This is a genomic window from Kineobactrum sediminis, assembly GCF_002868715.1.
In the GTDB taxonomy this organism is placed as follows: domain Bacteria; phylum Pseudomonadota; class Gammaproteobacteria; order Pseudomonadales; family Halieaceae; genus Kineobactrum; species Kineobactrum sediminis.
Genome location: NZ_PKLZ01000001.1, coordinates 282,600 through 298,454, shown reverse-complemented (window position 1 = coordinate 298,454; position 15,855 = coordinate 282,600). Strand labels below are relative to the sequence as shown.

Here is a 15,855-nt window from a genome sequence, read left to right as displayed (position 1 = left end):
GGCAATATCAGATGACACAAACATCCCCACTGGAAATAGAGCACCGAGGCCCGGTTGACTGGGTAACTCTCAATCGGCCCGAGAGCGGCAACGCCCTTAACACCGCGCTGGTGGAGGATTTGCTGGTCTATTTTGAAGGCTTGCGGGAGCGCGAGCAGACGCGAGTGGTGGTGCTGCGCGCCCGCGGCCGCCATTTTTGCTCCGGGCTGGACCTGACTGACCCGGGATTTAACCCGCAGCCCCGGGGGCCGCACGCGGTGTGGAAGGTGCAGCGTCGTATCGCGGCCATTTACCAGGCGATGCGCGCCTGTCCGCAACCGATTATCGCGCTGCTGCAGGGCGCCGCGTGTGGCGGTGGCTTCAGCCTTGCGCTGGCGGCGGACATCCGCATAGCGGGCGAGTCCGCGCGCATGAACGCCGCCTACCTGGCCATCGGCCTGACCGGCTGCGATATGGGTAGTAGCTATTTTTTGCCGCGCCTGGTCGGCACTGCACTGGCGTCGGAGCTGCTGCTCACCGCGCGGTTTATCCACGCTCCCCGGGCGCTGGCGACCGGCCTGGTATCGGAAGTGGTCCCGGATAAGGAGCTGTCGCGGGCTGCCGAGCCTTATCTGGAGGATATGCTGCGGGCCACGCCGATGGGATTGCGGCTGACCAAGGAATCGCTCAACTACGCCATTGATGCCCCCAGCCTGCAGTCTGCCATGGCCATGGAGGATCGGCACCAGTCGCTGCTTGCCCTGAGCGATGACGCGGCGGAAGCTGCGCAGGCCTTTGTCGAGAAGCGCCCGCCGGTCTTTCGGGATCGCTGAATAGCTCCGATACTGGCAATTCAGTCGGCCAGGGAGGCATCCCGCACAAACAGCATATCCATGACAATCTCGGGTCGCCAGGCCCTGAGCACGGCGTCGCTGCGGCGGCGAATGGCATCGAGCTCACTCACTGACTCGAGCCGGAAATCCTCGCTGACCACCACATGTACCAGCAAATAGGTATTGCGACCACGTTTGGTGACGCGCACCTCCACCCGGTCGCAGGCGACCTCCGCCAGGGTGGCGAGCAGTTGCTGCTCGATCTCGGTCACCAGGGGCTCGGGCGGCGCCATCCACAGAATCTCGCGCATGCTGTCGCGGAGAATAACCAGTGGCACGGGCAGGGCGAAGATGACAATGCCGATCAGCAGCAGCGGGTCGACCACTGGCGCGTAATGGGCCCAGGCGGACCCCTCCAGCCACCACGCGAGCAGGAAACCGGCGAATACCGCAGCGCTGAGCAGGCCGTCGATCAGCCAGGTTCGGGATTCCACCGCAACCAGGTCCGAGCGAGTCTGGCGTCCCGCCCGGGCCATCAGGAACGCTACCAACAGGCAGCCGGCGGTGGCAATTGCGCCGTAGACTGTCGCCAGCCCGTATTCCGCGGGATTGCCGCCCAGCATCAGGCGTTTGATGGCCTCTACGCAGGCCCAGGTGCAGGCCACGAGAATGAACAACGCCTTGAACAGGTTTAACGCCGGTTCCATCGAGGTGTAGCCAAAGTGAAAATGATCGTCGTCGGGGCGTTCGGCGAGACGCGCCACCTTGATGGTCAGCAGGGCAACGCAGAAGGCGATCAATGAGTAGATACCGTCGAACAGAATGGCGTCGGATCGGGTCAGTAGCGCAAAGGCTAGTGCCAGCGCAATGAACCCGATGGAGCCGAACAGCGCCCAGCGCAGCGCGCGCTGTTCGCTGTGAACATGGAGTTGCTGACTCATGGTGCTCATCTGTGGTGTGTAAGGCAGCCAGTATAGGGTATAGAGCCTGTTGGTTGTATGCGGGTTAATGCTCCTGCAATACCTGCCCCAGCTTGCGGTACAGCGAACGCACGCTGATACCCGCAATACGGGCGGCTTCCGCCTTGTCTCCCTCACAGTGGGCAAGTAAGGTCTGCAGGTAATGAAGCTCCTGGCTCTTGAGGTCGCCCCAGCTGTCAGCTGCGGTATGCGCCGCATGCATGCCGGGGTCGGCTGCCAGGCAGCGCTCAATGACATGCTGGTCAATTACATTGCCGCGGGCCAGGATCAGGGCGCGTTCCAGGATGTTGCGCAGTTCGCGTATGTTGCCGGCAAAGTGCTCGCCCTGCAGGCGCCGTACCGCCGATTCGGTCAGGTGCAGGCGACGCTCGCCGGCCAGTTTCCCGAGGATGGAATTGGCCAGTAACGGCAGGTCCTCGCGCCGTTCCCGCAACGCCGGCAGGTGAATGGGAAAGGCGTTGATGCGGTAGTACAGGTCGCGCCGGAACTCGCCGCGCTCTACCAGGGCGGGCAGGTCCTTGTGGGTTGCACAGATCAGCCGAAAATCCGCGCTTTGCAGGGTGGTGCTGCCCACTGCGCGATAGCTGCCGGTCTCCAGCAGTCGCAACAGTTTCACCTGCATGCCCAGGGGTACGTCGCCAATTTCATCGAGGAACAGCGTGCCGCCGGCAGCGGTCTCCAGCAGTCCGGGTTTGTTCTGTGTCGCCCCGGTGAAGGCACCGCGAACATGCCCGAACAATTCCGATTCAAACAGGGTTTCCGGCAACCCGGCGCACTCCACGGTAACCAGGGGGCGGTCACCGCGGGTGCCGGCCTGGTGAATGGCCGCCGCGGCGAGTTCCTTGCCGGTACCGGACTCGCCCAGCAGCAGCACCGAAGTGTCGTGCGGCGCCACCAGGTTGATAAGTTCCACCAGCGTATTGAAGGCGGCGCTGCTGCCCACCATGTGGCGCGTACTCAATTCCGCGCTGGCAATATGAACGGGTTTCAACAGCTCGACAAATCGATGCAGCTCACCTGCCTGGTCATAAATGGGCAACAGTTCAACATCAACGTGCTGGCGACCTTCGGGAGTGCGATGAATGTGCAGCACCCGCTCTTTGTGCCCGCTCTCCCTGCAGGCAGCCAGCGGGCACGCTTCGCCGGCCTGGTCGCAGGGTACGTCGTAGCCGTGTGACACCTCGTAACAATGGGCACCGGTATCGGCAGCTATTTCACCGAAGCTGTCTACGTACGCGGCATTACTGGCGAGAATGCGATAGTCGGCGTCCATGAGGATGGCCGGGCAGTCAAAGCCCTCAAGCATCATGGCGCTGGTGGGGTCAGTATCGCTCGCGATGATATTCGTCATTGCCATATCCGTCATAAAGGGTTGTCAATAATGGCAAAAAACAAGAGGAGATGCCAGTCCACGGCTCGCGAGAGCCCTGGAGATTGGTGTAAATTTCAATAAAAACAGCGGCTTGCGCTATCCGGTTTTGGATTTCCAGAGTGGCATGTGGCTTGCAAAGCCGTAAGGAGCTATAGGTTAACTATTCCTGTGGTGCCGTTTCGCATCCGCGTTCCGGTAGGTAAGGAGAACATAAATGTTATTTGACCCCGTGGTTCTGGCCCGGATTCAGTTTGCCGCCAACATCAGCTTCCATATTCTGTTTCCCGCTATCACCATCGGCCTGGCATGGTTGCTGCTGTATTTCCTGTGGCGGGGAGTGCTGAGCAAAGAGCGCTACTGGGACCAGATTTACGCATTCTGGGTGAAGATTTTTGCCCTGAGCTTCGCCATGGGGGTGGTTTCAGGACTTACCATGAGCTTCCAGTTTGGTACCAACTGGCCCGGCTTCATGGAAAAGGCGGGCAATGTCGCGGGGCCACTGCTGGGCTATGAAGTCCTCACCGCGTTTTTCCTCGAAGCCTCTTTTCTGGGGATCATGCTGTTTGGTCGGGGGCGAGTGTCGGCGCGGATGCATTTGATTGCCACCACCCTGGTCGCGATTGGTACAACGCTGTCGGCATTCTGGATCCTCAGCCTCAATTCCTGGATGCATACCCCGGCGGGGTATTCCATTGAGAACGGTGTGATCATGGTCGAGAGTTGGTGGGACATCATCTTCAATCCCTCATTCCCCTATCGTCTCATGCACATGCTGGTGGCCTCGTTTTTAACCTGCGCCTTCCTCATTGCCGGCGTCAGTGCCTGGCGACTGCTGAAGGGCGTGGGAGGGCCGGGTACTCGCAAGGTCCTGCAGACAGGTATCGTGGTTGCCGCGGTTGCGGCACCACTGCAGATCCTGCTGGGAGATTTGCACGGCCTCAATACACTGGAGCATCAGCCGGCCAAGGTGGCGGCGATGGAAGCTATCTGGGACACCCAGCGCGGCGCGCCGTTTACCCTGGTGGCCTGGCCTGATGAGGGCACTCGCAGTAACCGGTTTGCCGTTGAAATACCGTATGCCGCCAGTCTTATTCTCACCCATAGTGCGGATGGCGAAGTGCAGGGGCTGAACGACTTCCCGGGCGAGCATCCCCCCGTCGCCATGGTGTTCTGGTCCTTCCGCGTTATGGTCGGACTCGGTGTGCTCATGCTACTGGTGTCCTGGTGGGGTTGCTGGGAGTTGTTGCGGCGCAGGGAGCCCGGTCGGCTGCTGTTACATGCTGTTTCCTGGATGACGTTTTCCGGCTGGGTAGCCGTGTTGGCGGGCTGGTATGTTACCGAAATCGGTCGCCAGCCGTGGATCGTTAACGGAGTACTGCGGGTGGCGGACGTCGCCGCAGACCATACCGCCGCTACAGTCGGCAGTACCCTGGTCGGCTACCTGTTGATGTACGTTTTCCTGTTGGCGTCCTATATTGGCGCCTTGCGGTATATGGCCCTCAAGCCCGCAGCGTCTCTTGGTGACGGTAAAGATACCGGCCGCCCCGTTCCCGTGCTGGAGGTATGAATATGGAGTACTGGTTACCGGTTATTTATATGGCGGTGATGGGCCTGGCGCTGTTCATCTATGTGATTCTGGATGGCTATGACCTGGGCGTTGGCATGTTACTGCCATTCGCGGAGGACGCCGACAAGGACATCATGGTGGCGTCGATTGGCCCTTTCTGGGATGCGAACGAGACCTGGATCGTGCTGGGTATCGGCGTCCTGCTTATCGCCTTTCCCACTGCACACGGCATTATTCTCAGCCACCTTTACCTGCCGGTGACGATAATGATCATGGGGCTGATCCTGCGCGGGGTTGCTTTTGACCTTCGGGTAAAGGCGGGGGACCATCGCAAGCGACTGTGGAACCGGGCCTTTTTTATCGGTTCCCTGGTCGCCTCAACGGCGCAGGGCTGGATGCTGGGTGCCTGGGTCACCGGGCTGCAGGGCGGATTGATAGGCCTGCTTTTCGGCGTTCTTATCGCCATCGCGCTGCCGGCACTGTATTTGCTGTTGGGCTGTGGCTGGCTGGTGATGAAAACCGAAGGCCCGCTGCAGTCCCTGGCGGTACGCTGGGCGCGGGTGGCCATCTGGCCGATGGGCCTGGGTTTGCTGCTGATCAGTATCTCCACCCCCCTGGTCAGCACTGTTATCGCCGACAAGTGGTTCAGCCTGCCCAATGCGGTTTTATTGTCGCCGATTCCCATAGCCAGCGCGTTGTGTTTTTTCTGGATACTTCATGTAGTGCACGGTGACAAGCTGCTGGAATCCAGGCATGGCTGGACAATGTTTGCGGCGACGGTAGGCATCTGTGTCGCAGCAACGCTGGGGCTCGCCTATAGCGTTTTTCCGGAAGTGGTGATTGGGCAGCTCACAATATGGGAGGCGGCATCGTCTGTCGATTCCCTGCTATTCACGCTGGTTGGTGTGGTTATTACCCTGCCGGTCATTCTGTTTTACACCGTTTATGTTTATCGCGTCTTTCACGGCAAGGCAACGGGGTTATCCTATGAGTAAGGAAGGAGTTCAAATGCAATCCAATATCGGTTTTGACGTGGAGCTGGCCTGCAAGCCGGAGGTGGCGGCGTTCTTTGACGAGGACACCAATACTTTTTCTTATGTCGTGCGCGACCCGGGCTCAAACGCCTGTGCCGTGGTCGATTCGGTGCTGGATATCGACTACGCGGCAGGGCGTATCACCACCGACAGTGTGGACAAGATCATTGATTACATCCGCCAGAATAACCTGGAGCTGGAATGGATTATTGAAACCCATGTGCATGCCGATCATCTGTCGGCCGCTCCCTATATCCAGGACGCCCTGGGCGGTAAGCTGGGCATAGGTGATCGCATCGTTACCGTGCAGGAAACCTTTGGCGACATCTTCAATGCCGGTACCGAGTTCGCGCGCGACGGTTCACAGTTTGACCACCTGTTTGCCGACGGCGACGAATATACCGTGGGCACCATGCGCTGCCATGTACTGCACACCCCGGGACATACGCCGGCCTGTATGGTACACGTAATGGGCGATGCGGCTTTTGTGGGCGACACCCTGTTCATGCCCGATGGCGGTACGGCCCGGGCGGACTTTCCCGGTGGCGACGCCAGGACCCTGTTTCGCTCCATTGCGCGAGTGTTGTCGCTGCCCGGTGAAGTGCGCCTGTTCATGTGCCATGATTACATGCCCGGTGGCCGTGAGGTCGAGTACGAGACCACGGTAGCCGCCGAGCGCGAGAACAATATCCATGTGCATGAGGGTATTACCGAGGATGAATTCGTGCAGATGCGTGAAAGCCGTGATGTCACCCTGGGGATGCCGCGCCTGATCCTGCCGTCACTGCAGGTGAATATGCGTGCCGGGCATCTGCCACCGGAGGACAGCAACGGCATGGTCTACCTGAAATTACCCATCAACGCGTTGTAGGCGAACACGCCCCGGACATTACGGAGAGATCATGGATATTCATCAACTCACGGATTCATTGACCGTGTCTGCCCAGGTTACCGCAGATGACCTGAACGCACTGGCCGAACGTGGCGTTCGCCACCTTATCTGCAACCGGCCGGACGGTGAAGGCCCGGATCAACCGGCCTTTGCGGAAATCAAGCGTGCGGCGGAAACCGCGGGTATGTCTGCCCATTACCTGCCGGTAACAACCGGTAAAGTCGGGGACGAGGATGCCGCGGAGTTTGGCCGGTTACTGGCATCACTGGAGGGCCCGGTGCATGCCTTCTGCCGCTCCGGTATGCGCTCGACCACCCTGTGGGCGCTGTCGCGCAGTCCCGACGAGCTGACCCCGGCCGAGATTGTCCGGCGTGGCAAGGCGGCGGGCTACGATATGAGTTCCGTTGTCGCCCGGCTGCTGGGTGAAGACGAAAGTGGCGGCCTGGTGCTGGCCGAATACGACGTGGTTGTGGTCGGTGCCGGCGCCGGCGGTATCTCGGTGGCCTCAAGCCTGCTGGCGCGGGATTCGTCCTTGTCAGTGGCGATCGTTGACCCCGCGGATATTCACTACTACCAGCCGGGCTGGACCTTTGTCGGTGCCGGCATCTTCAAGCCCTCTACCACGGCGAAAACCATGGCCTCGTTGATTCCGCGTGGCGCCGACTGGGTCAAGGCGGCGGTGGCGGCCTTTGATCCGGCCCGCAACGCCGTCATCCTGGAAGGCTGCCGGGTACTGCGTTACACGCGCCTGGTGGTGGCCGCCGGCATCAAGCTCGACTGGGATGCCATTGAAGGCTTGCCGGAAACCCTGGGCCGCAACGGGGTGACCTCCAACTACCGCTTTGACCTCGCTTCTTATACCTGGCAGCTGGTGCAGGAGCTGCAGGGTGGGCGCGCGCTATTCACCCAGCCACCCATGCCCATCAAGTGTGCCGGGGCACCGCAAAAGGCGCTCTATCTCTCGGCGGACTACTGGCGGCGCCAGGGGCGTCTGGCGAACATTGATGTCCAGTTTTATAACGCGGGGGCCGTACTGTTCGGAGTGCCAGAGTATGTGCCCGCACTCATGAAATACGTTGAGCGCTACAATGCTGGTCTCAACTTCAATCACAAGCTGGTGCGCATCGACGGTGATCGTCGCACGGCCTGGTTCGAGCAAACCGACGCGGATGGAAACCCCAGTGAAGTGGCAACGGAATTCGACATGATCCACGTGGTGCCGCCGCAAACGGCACCGGACTTCATTCGTGTGAGCCCACTCGCCGATGGTGCCGGCTGGGTCGATGTGGACCAGAATACCCTGCGCCACAAACAGTTTGATAATATCTGGGCGCTGGGTGACGTGATGAATGCGCCCAACGCCAAGACCGCCGCGGCGGCCCGGATGCAGGCCCCGATCGTGGCCAATAACCTGCTTGCGGACATGGGCCGGAGTAAGGGCGTTGCGCACTACAATGGTTATGGCTCCTGCCCGCTGACGGTGGAGCGCGGCAAGATCGTGCTGGCTGAGTTCGGTTATGGCGGCAAGTTGCTGCCCAGTATGCCGACCTGGTTGCTGGATGGTCGCAAGCCCACCCGGGCGGCCTGGTTCCTGAAGGAGCGCCTGCTGCCGCCCATTTACTGGAAGGCCATGCTGCGCGGTCGGGAGTGGCTGGCGACCCCGGTCATTGGAGAAAAATAGACTGATGCCACCATTCAAGCAGTTTGTCCCGATCCTGGATTGGGGACGCAGGTACAATCGGGAGTCACTGGCCAGCGATGGTCTCGCCGCCGTTATTGTCACCATCATGCTGATCCCGCAATCACTGGCCTATGCCATGCTTGCGGGGCTGCCACCCCAGGTGGGCCTGTATGCCAGCATGTTGCCGTTGGTGGCCTACGCGTTGTTCGGCACCAGTACCACATTGTCGGTTGGCCCGGTCGCGGTGGTGTCGCTGATGACGGCCTCGGCTATCGGCCAGTTCGCGGATGCGGGCACCGCCGCGTACATCCAGGCAGCGGTGTTGCTGGCCTTTATGTCCGGCGGCATGCTGTTGCTGTTTGGTCTTCTGCGCATGGGATTCCTGGCGAACTTTCTGTCGCACCCGGTGATCGCAGGATTCATTACCGCCTCGGGAATTATTATCGCGGTCAGCCAATTGCGCCATGTACTGGGCGTACAGGGTGGCGGCGATAACCTGGTGCACCTGCTGGACAGCCTTGCCGGTAGCGTCGAGACGTTGCACATACCCACCCTGGTCGTGGGTTCATTAACGCTGCTGTTTCTGTTCTGGATACGCAGCGGTCTCAAGCCTCTGCTGATGCGGCTCGGCATGAACGATTATTGGGCGGCCATGTTGACCCGCACCGGCCCGGTCATTGCCGTAGTGGCCACCAGTTACGCCGCCTGGGCTCTGGATCTCGGCAGTCATGGTGTGGCGCTGGTGGGTGCGGTGCCATCCGGGCTGCCGTCACTGCAGCTGCCTTCGATAATCCCCGGTGAGCTGAGCCAGCTGGCGGTGTCGGCATTGTTGATTTCCATTATCGGCTTCGTGGAGTCGGTCTCCGTTGGCCACACCCTGGCGGCCCGGCGGCGACAGCGCATCAATCCAGACCAGGAGTTGATCGGGCTGGGTGCCGCCAATATGGCCTCGGCGTTTTCCGGTGGTTACCCGGTAACGGGGGGATTTGCCCGTTCCATTGTCAATTTCGACGCCGGTGCGGCGACCCCCGCAGCGGGCGCATTCACCGCTTTCGGTATTGCGATTGTGGCGCTGTTTTTTACGCCTTCGCTTGCGTACCTGCCGCAGGCAACATTGGCCGCCACCATCATTGTTGCGGTGCTGTCGCTGGTTGATTTCTCGATTCTGCGCCGCACCTGGAATTACGGTTTCTCCGATTTCACCGCCGTGGCAATCACTATTCTTGTTACCCTGGGCCTGGGTGTGGAGATCGGGGTTGCCTGCGGTGTACTGGTATCGTTGGCACTGCATCTTTACAAAACGTCGCGGCCGCATATGGCCGTGGTGGGCGAAGTGCCCGGTACCGGGCACTTTCGCAATGTGGAGCGGCACAAGGTTATTACCCGCAGCGATATTCTTTCGCTGCGAGTGGATGAGAGCCTGTACTTCGCCAATGCCAATTTTGTCGAATCCCATATCTACAGCCTGCTCGATAAGCAGCCGGAGGTACGTCATGTCATCCTCCTGTGCACGGCAGTGAATGAAATTGACCTCAGCGCGCTGGAGGCCCTGGAATCAGTGAATCGACAGCTGGCGGATCGGGGTATTACGCTGCACCTGTCGGAAGTTAAGGGGCCGGTGATGGATGTACTGCGCCAAACCCATTTTCTTGATGACCTGAGTGGCAAGGTGTTCCTCTCCCAGCACGCCGCCGTTGCCCATGTTTCGGAACTGGAAGATGCCGGCCATGGCCCCGCGCCGCATAACTGGGAGATTTGATCCCGGCGGGACTTCCGCATTCTTTTACTGAGCCAACGGGGCAATATGGCCGTACATCTCTCGTGCTTCTTAAAAACCAATAACAGGTGATATGTCAGTTATGAGCAATTTCGCAGGAAAAACGGTAGTGGTATCCGGCGGCGCCGAAGGTATTGGCCTGAGCATTGCCCAGGCCATGGGCCGGCAGGGCATGAGCGTGGTGCTCGGTGATATCGATGCGGCGCAGCTGGAACTCGCCAGGCAACAATTGGAGGCGCAGGGTATTGATGTTCTGGCCTGTGTCATGGATGTCACCCGGGTTGAACAATGGGCGGAGGTGGCGGAACAGGCGGTTGCGCGCTTCGGCAAGGTGCACATGCTGGTGAACAACGCCGGCGTGGGCGCTATCGGCGAAAGCATTGAACGCAGTAACATCGAGGACTGGCGCTGGGTGGTGGATGTTAACCTGATGGGCATCGTCTACGGCACCCAGACCATGATCCCGCTGATCAAGCAACACGGTGAGGGTGGTTGGCTGGTGAATGTGGCGTCCATGGCCGGTATGGGCGGTGTGCCTTTTGCCGGCGCCTACACCGCCACCAAGGTCGCAGTGGTTGGCATGTCGGAAAGCTGGCATGCGGAATTGCAGCCCCATAACATCCAGGTGTCGGTGCTGTGCCCGGCCTTTGTGAAAACCCGGATCAACCTGTCCAGTCGCAACAGGCAGGCCGAGTATGGCGGCGAAAACGATGATGCGGCTGATTCAGCGAAGGGCAGCGCCATGGCTGCCCACATGCAAAAGGTGATCGACAATGGCCTCGCGGTCGAGATTGTCGGTGAGCGGGTTGTAGAGGCGCTGGTGGCCAATGAGCTTTATATTTTTACCCACCCCAATTACCGCTCGGTAGTGCAAAAGCGCTTCCAGGCGATTGACGCCGCCTTTGAACGCGCTGCGGCCAGTCCCTTGCTGGCCGGTGTGCTGAACGAGGATGTCGTCGGATTTACAGATTAGTTGGTGCTCACTCTGTTACTCTTTCATTCAGGAAAAAAGGAACAAGCGTATGTCTGTCTCCCGTGAACTTGGCATTATCGTCTACGGCGCAACCGGTTATACCGGGCGTCTGGTATGCGAGTACCTGAACACCCAGTACGGCGTTAACGGCAAGGTTAAATGGGCCATGGCCGGGCGCAGCAAGGACAAACTGGTGGCGGTGCGCGATGAACTGGGCATAGCCGGGGACATTCCGCTGGTCGTTGCCGATGCCGAGAACCCGGATTCCATTAAGGAAATGGTTGGACGTACCCAGGTTCTGTTAACCACGGTCGGCCCCTACCAGTTATACGGTTCCGACCTGGTGGCCGCCTGTGCCGCTGCCGGCACTGATTACGTGGACCTGTGCGGTGAGCCGGCCTGGATGCACGAGATGATTGCCGCCCATGGCGAGGCCGCCAAAGCCAGCGGCGCCCGTATTGTGTTTTCCTGCGGCTTTGATTCCATTCCCTTTGATCTCGGTGTGTGGTTTTTGCAGCAGGCCGCGAAGGAAAAGTTCGGTGCGCCGGTTCCCCGGGTTAAAGGGCGTGTGCGAGTGATGAAGGGCACATTTTCCGGAGGCACCCTGGCGAGCTTCAAGGCCACTATGGCCGCGGCTGCCAAACAGCCCGAAATGATCAATGTGTTAATGGACCCGTTTGCCCTCACAGAGGGGCACAGCGGCGTCGAACAGCCATCCGGTATGGCGCCCGTGTACGAGGAGGACCTGAACAGCTGGTCCGCTCCCTTTGTCATGGCCACCATTAACACCAAGAACATTCATCGCTCGAATTTTCTGCTGGGCCATGAATACGGCGACGATTTTGTCTACGACGAAATGCTGCTGACCGGTCCCGGTGAGGAAGGCGAGGCGATGGCCCGCGCCGTTGCGGCCGACAAATCCATGGCCAACGACCCGCGCCAGCCCGGCGAAGGGCCTTCGAAAGAAGAGCGTGAGAACGGACGTTACGATGTCCTGTTTGTCGGTTCGAACGAACAGGGCGAAGTCATCAAGGCCAGCGTCAAGGGCGACAAGGACCCAGGCTACGGCTCAACGTCCAAGATGATTGCGGAGAGCGCCGTGTGCCTGCTGGAAAATCCCGGTAACGTGCCTGGGGGTATCTACACGCCCGCCCCGGCAATGGATGGGTTACTGGTAGAGCGCCTGCAGCAAAATGCCGGGTTGACCTTCCAGCTCGAAGACTGAGTGAACAGCTCTGCCTTCCTCTTCTGGAGGGAGGCAGAGCCCCCTGCAAATATCGTGCGTAAAGTGCCGTATCGGTAACGTCAGCAACAACCGGGCGCTGCTCCGGTTAGCCCGCCGTGCATGATCGTCGTTCTTTTCTATACTCATAGTGGATTGTCATGGGTAGCAGGAAGGAGTGTATTGAATGGTGCAGAACGTATTTGTCATTGGCTACGATTCACTGGGTAAAAAACTGCTGCCGAATTTGCGCCACGTTGAGGACTGCGAGTTTCACGGGCTGCTCTCAATGGAGAAAGTCATTTCCGCCGAAACCTATGAGTTTGACCGCCTGGTTGATGAAGCTGTAGCGGAGTTGCAGGCGTTTCCGGGATCGGTTGATGCAGTGGTGGGTTACTGGGATTTCCCCACCAGTGGGCTGGTGCCCGTGGTGCGGAAAAAAATGGGACTTCCGGGGCCCTCCCTTCGCTCTGTCCTGAAATGCGAACACAAGTACTGGAGCAGGCTGGAGCAGAAGCGGTCGGTGCCGGAGTGTGTCCCGTCTTTTCAGGCAGTCGACCCCTTTGCCGATAACGCGGTTGAAACGATCACAATCGACTACCCCTTCTGGATCAAGCCGATCAAGGCGCACTCATCCCATCTGGGCTTTCTGGTAGAGACCCCGCAGCAGTTGAGTGAGGTTCTTCCGCGTATCCGGGCCGGGATCGGGCGATTCGGTGAGCCCTTTGCGGAAATGATGGCCCATCTGGATGATCTTCCCGAGGAGATCGCGACGGTTACCGGGCATCACTGTATTGCCGAAGGCATTATTTCGGGTGGCCGGCAGTGCACCCTGGAAGGTTATGCCCGCCATGGCGAGGTGCACCTGGTCGGCATCGTCGACAGCATTCGCGACCCCACCCATAACTCGGTACTGGTGCGTTATGAGTACCCTTCTTGTATTCCCGATGCCGTCAAGCAGCGAATGCTCGACTACAGTCGCCGTTTCATAACAGCCATCGGCTATGACAATTCGCCGTTCAACATAGAATTTTTTTACGATGAAGACAGCGACGAAATCCGGTTGCTGGAGGTTAACGCACGCCTGTCGCGTTCCCACGCGGTGATGTTCCAGCTGGTTGACGGTAACTCGCATCTGCAGGTGATGGTGGATCTGGCATTGGACCGTGACCCGCGGATGCCCCATCGCGAGGGCCCCTGCGCGGTTGCCGCCAAACAGATGCTGCGGGTGTTCGAACCCGGGATTGTGCGGCGGGCACCATTGCCGGAAGAAGTTCGGCAAGTAGAGACCCGGTTCCCCGGGTCGGTGGTGCAGCTTCACGTGCACGAAGGTATGGATCTGTCGGAGCTGCAACACCAGGACTCATTTTCCTGGGAGCTGGCGGTAGTGTTTATTGGCGCGGATACGGAAGCCGAGCTGAAGGAACGCATCGAAATATGCCGAAAGATGCTGCCGTTTGAAATTGAACCCGCGACAGCGGAAGCCTGACCCGCGAGTGGCCAACGAGGGACCAGCATGCGTGTAGTGACGGATTTTCCATACAGTGTGGAGTGCCACGACCCGGTATGGATCCCCATGGCCGATGGGGTGGAGTTGTGCGCTCGCCTGTGGCTGCCGGAGGGCACCCACGAGGAGCCGGTGCCGGCAATCCTGGAATACATCCCCTATCGTTTGCGGGACGGCTCTGCAAGCCGTGACGCCATGCACCATGCCTATTTTGCCGGCCACGGCTATGCGTCATTGCGGGTTGACCTGCGCGGCAGTGGTGATTCCGGTGGCGTGCTGCGCGACGAATACCTGGAGCAGGAGCTGGCGGACGGCGAGGAGATCCTGCGCTGGCTTGCGGCCCAGCCCTGGTGTAGTGGCAGGGTGGGGATGATCGGTATTTCCTGGGGTGGGTTTAACGGCCTGCAACTGGCCGCGCGCCGGCCTCCCGAACTGCAGGCGGTTGTCACTGTCTGCTCAACCGATGATCGTTACAGCGACGATGTCCATTATATGGGTGGCTGCCTGCTGGGTGACAACCTCTCCTGGGCGTCCACCATGTTCGCATTTAACTCTCTGCCGCCGGATCCGTCGATAGTCGGTGAGCGCTGGCGCCGGATGTGGCACGACCGCCTGGAAAACAGCGGCCTGTGGCTGGCGACCTGGCTTGAGCATCAACACCGCGATGCCTATTGGCAGCACGGTTCCATTTGTGAGGACTTTTCGCGGGTGCAGGTGCCGGTGCTGGCTGCAAGCGGTTGGGCTGATGGTTACTCCAATGCAGTGAAGCGTCTGGTGGAGCATTTGCCAGAATTGTGCAAAGGCATGATTGGCCCCTGGAGTCACAAATATCCGCACCTGGGTGATCCCGGTCCCGCGATCGGTTTTCTGCAGGAGTGCCTGCGCTGGTGGGACCAGTACCTGAAAGGACAGGACACGGGGGTGGATGAGGACCCGGCAATTCGGTTGTGGATGCAGGACAGTATTCCGCCAACCACGTCTTATCATACCCGGCCCGGGCGCTGGGTAGCGGAGCCCTCCTGGCCGTCGTCGAATATCAGTATCCGCGAGTTGCCATTGGCGCCGGGTCGGTTGCTTGTCGATGCCGAGCATCCCGGGCAAGAAAGCACGATGACCCTGCAGTCGCCCCTCACCTGCGGGTTGTTCGCCGGCAAATGGTGCTCCTACGCCTCCGGGCCGGATCTGGCCCACGACCAGCGCGAGGAGGATGGCGGTGCTCTTACCTTTGACTCTCCGCCCCTTGAGGAGACACTAGAGATCATGGGTGCGCCGGAGCTGGAGCTGGAACTGGCCGCCGATCGACCGGTCGCCATGATCGCCGTGCGGCTATCTGACGTGGCGGTCGACGACAAGGCCACGCGGGTCACTTACGGGCTGCTTAACCTGACCCACAGGGAGACCCATGCGGCACCCACGCCGCTGGAGCCCGGCAAGCGCTATCGGGTGCGCGTGAAACTGAATGATGTCGCCCAGGTTTTTCCTCGTGGCCACCGGCTGCGCATCTCCCTGTCAACGTCTTACTGGCCCCTGGCATGGCCGCCGCCGGAAAAGGTTCGCCTGACGCTTTACGATCTCGGTAGCAGCCTGTACCTGCCGGTGCGTGCTCCCCGGGAGGGTGACGCCGGCCTGGTGACTTTTGACGAACCCGAGGCGGCGGCTACCCTCGCACTGACCCGGCTCGAACCGGACCACCATAACTGGCTGGTACACCGGGATCTTGCGCAAGACCTGTCAACCCTTGAGGTGATCAATGACCGTGGCAGGTACCGTCTGGAGGATTCGGGCATTGAAGTGCAGACCAATATCATCGAGCGTTACAGTTCGCAAAATGACGATTTCGGTTCGTTGCGGGGCGAAACCCTGTGGACTCGCTCCCTGCAGCGCGGTGACTGGAATATCACTACCGTCACCCGTACGGTACTGACATCGAATACGCAGGCGTTTCTGCTGCACGCCACGCTTGATGCCTACGAGGGGGAGCAGCGTATCTATTCCCGCAACTGGGATTACACGATTCCTCGCCAGCTGGTCTAGGATC

The 15,855-nt window shown here is 59.9% G+C and carries 12 protein-coding genes; 10 read left to right on the top strand and 2 right to left on the bottom strand.

Annotation, left to right across the window (positions count from 1 at the left end):
- Positions 1-11: 11 nt before the first annotated feature.
- A complete protein-coding gene (locus CWI75_RS01315; protein WP_101519657.1) occupies positions 12-812 on the top strand; it encodes an enoyl-CoA hydratase/isomerase family protein in 801 nt (266 codons plus the stop codon).
- Positions 813-832: 20 nt separating this feature from the next.
- Here CWI75_RS01315 and CWI75_RS01310 read toward each other — a convergent pair whose 3' ends face one another.
- Positions 833-1,753 (bottom strand): cation diffusion facilitator family transporter, encoded by a 921-nt coding sequence (locus CWI75_RS01310; protein WP_101520079.1) that lies wholly within the window; start codon positions 1,751-1,753, stop codon positions 833-835.
- Positions 1,754-1,817: 64 nt separating this feature from the next.
- A complete protein-coding gene (locus CWI75_RS01305) occupies positions 1,818-3,143 on the bottom strand; it encodes a sigma-54 interaction domain-containing protein (RefSeq protein ID WP_101519656.1) in 1,326 nt (441 codons plus the stop codon).
- A 235-nt stretch (positions 3,144-3,378) separates the two neighbouring features.
- On the opposite strand from CWI75_RS01305, the gene CWI75_RS01300 reads away from it, so the two are divergent.
- The 9 genes from CWI75_RS01300 to CWI75_RS01260 all read left to right on the top strand — a co-directional run bounded on the left by CWI75_RS01300 (position 3,379) and on the right by CWI75_RS01260 (position 15,851).
- Complete coding sequence (locus tag CWI75_RS01300) at positions 3,379-4,731, top strand: cytochrome ubiquinol oxidase subunit I (protein WP_101519655.1); 1,353 nt, start codon at positions 3,379-3,381, stop codon at positions 4,729-4,731.
- A 2-nt stretch (positions 4,732-4,733) separates the two neighbouring features.
- Positions 4,734-5,726 carry a cytochrome d ubiquinol oxidase subunit II gene (locus tag CWI75_RS01295; RefSeq protein ID WP_101519654.1) on the top strand — a complete coding sequence of 331 codons (993 nt, stop codon included), beginning with the start codon at positions 4,734-4,736 and terminating at the stop codon, positions 5,724-5,726.
- Between the two features lie 13 nt (positions 5,727-5,739).
- Positions 5,740-6,636, top strand: a complete 897-nt coding sequence (locus CWI75_RS01290) for an MBL fold metallo-hydrolase (RefSeq protein WP_101519653.1) — start codon at positions 5,740-5,742, stop codon at positions 6,634-6,636.
- 31 nt (positions 6,637-6,667) lie between these two features.
- Entirely contained in the window at positions 6,668-8,338 is a 1,671-nt protein-coding gene (locus CWI75_RS01285; protein WP_101519652.1) for a bifunctional protein tyrosine phosphatase family protein/NAD(P)/FAD-dependent oxidoreductase, read from the top strand.
- Positions 8,339-8,342: 4 nt separating this feature from the next.
- Entirely contained in the window at positions 8,343-10,097 is a 1,755-nt protein-coding gene (locus tag CWI75_RS01280; RefSeq protein WP_101519651.1) for a SulP family inorganic anion transporter, read from the top strand.
- Between the two features lie 100 nt (positions 10,098-10,197).
- On the top strand, positions 10,198-11,088 hold the full coding sequence (locus CWI75_RS01275) for an SDR family NAD(P)-dependent oxidoreductase (RefSeq protein ID WP_101519650.1): 891 nt from the start codon (positions 10,198-10,200) through the stop codon (positions 11,086-11,088).
- Positions 11,089-11,137: 49 nt separating this feature from the next.
- Positions 11,138-12,313, top strand: coding sequence for a saccharopine dehydrogenase family protein (locus CWI75_RS01270; RefSeq protein WP_101519649.1), 1,176 nt, complete (start codon positions 11,138-11,140; stop codon positions 12,311-12,313).
- A gap of 184 nt (positions 12,314-12,497) precedes the next feature.
- The gene (locus CWI75_RS01265; protein WP_101519648.1) at positions 12,498-13,799 is read left to right on the top strand and encodes an ATP-grasp domain-containing protein; all 1,302 of its coding nucleotides are present in this window, start codon (positions 12,498-12,500) and stop codon (positions 13,797-13,799) included.
- A 27-nt stretch (positions 13,800-13,826) separates the two neighbouring features.
- The gene (locus tag CWI75_RS01260) at positions 13,827-15,851 is read left to right on the top strand and encodes a CocE/NonD family hydrolase (RefSeq protein WP_101519647.1); all 2,025 of its coding nucleotides are present in this window, start codon (positions 13,827-13,829) and stop codon (positions 15,849-15,851) included.
- Positions 15,852-15,855 lie beyond the last annotated feature (4 nt).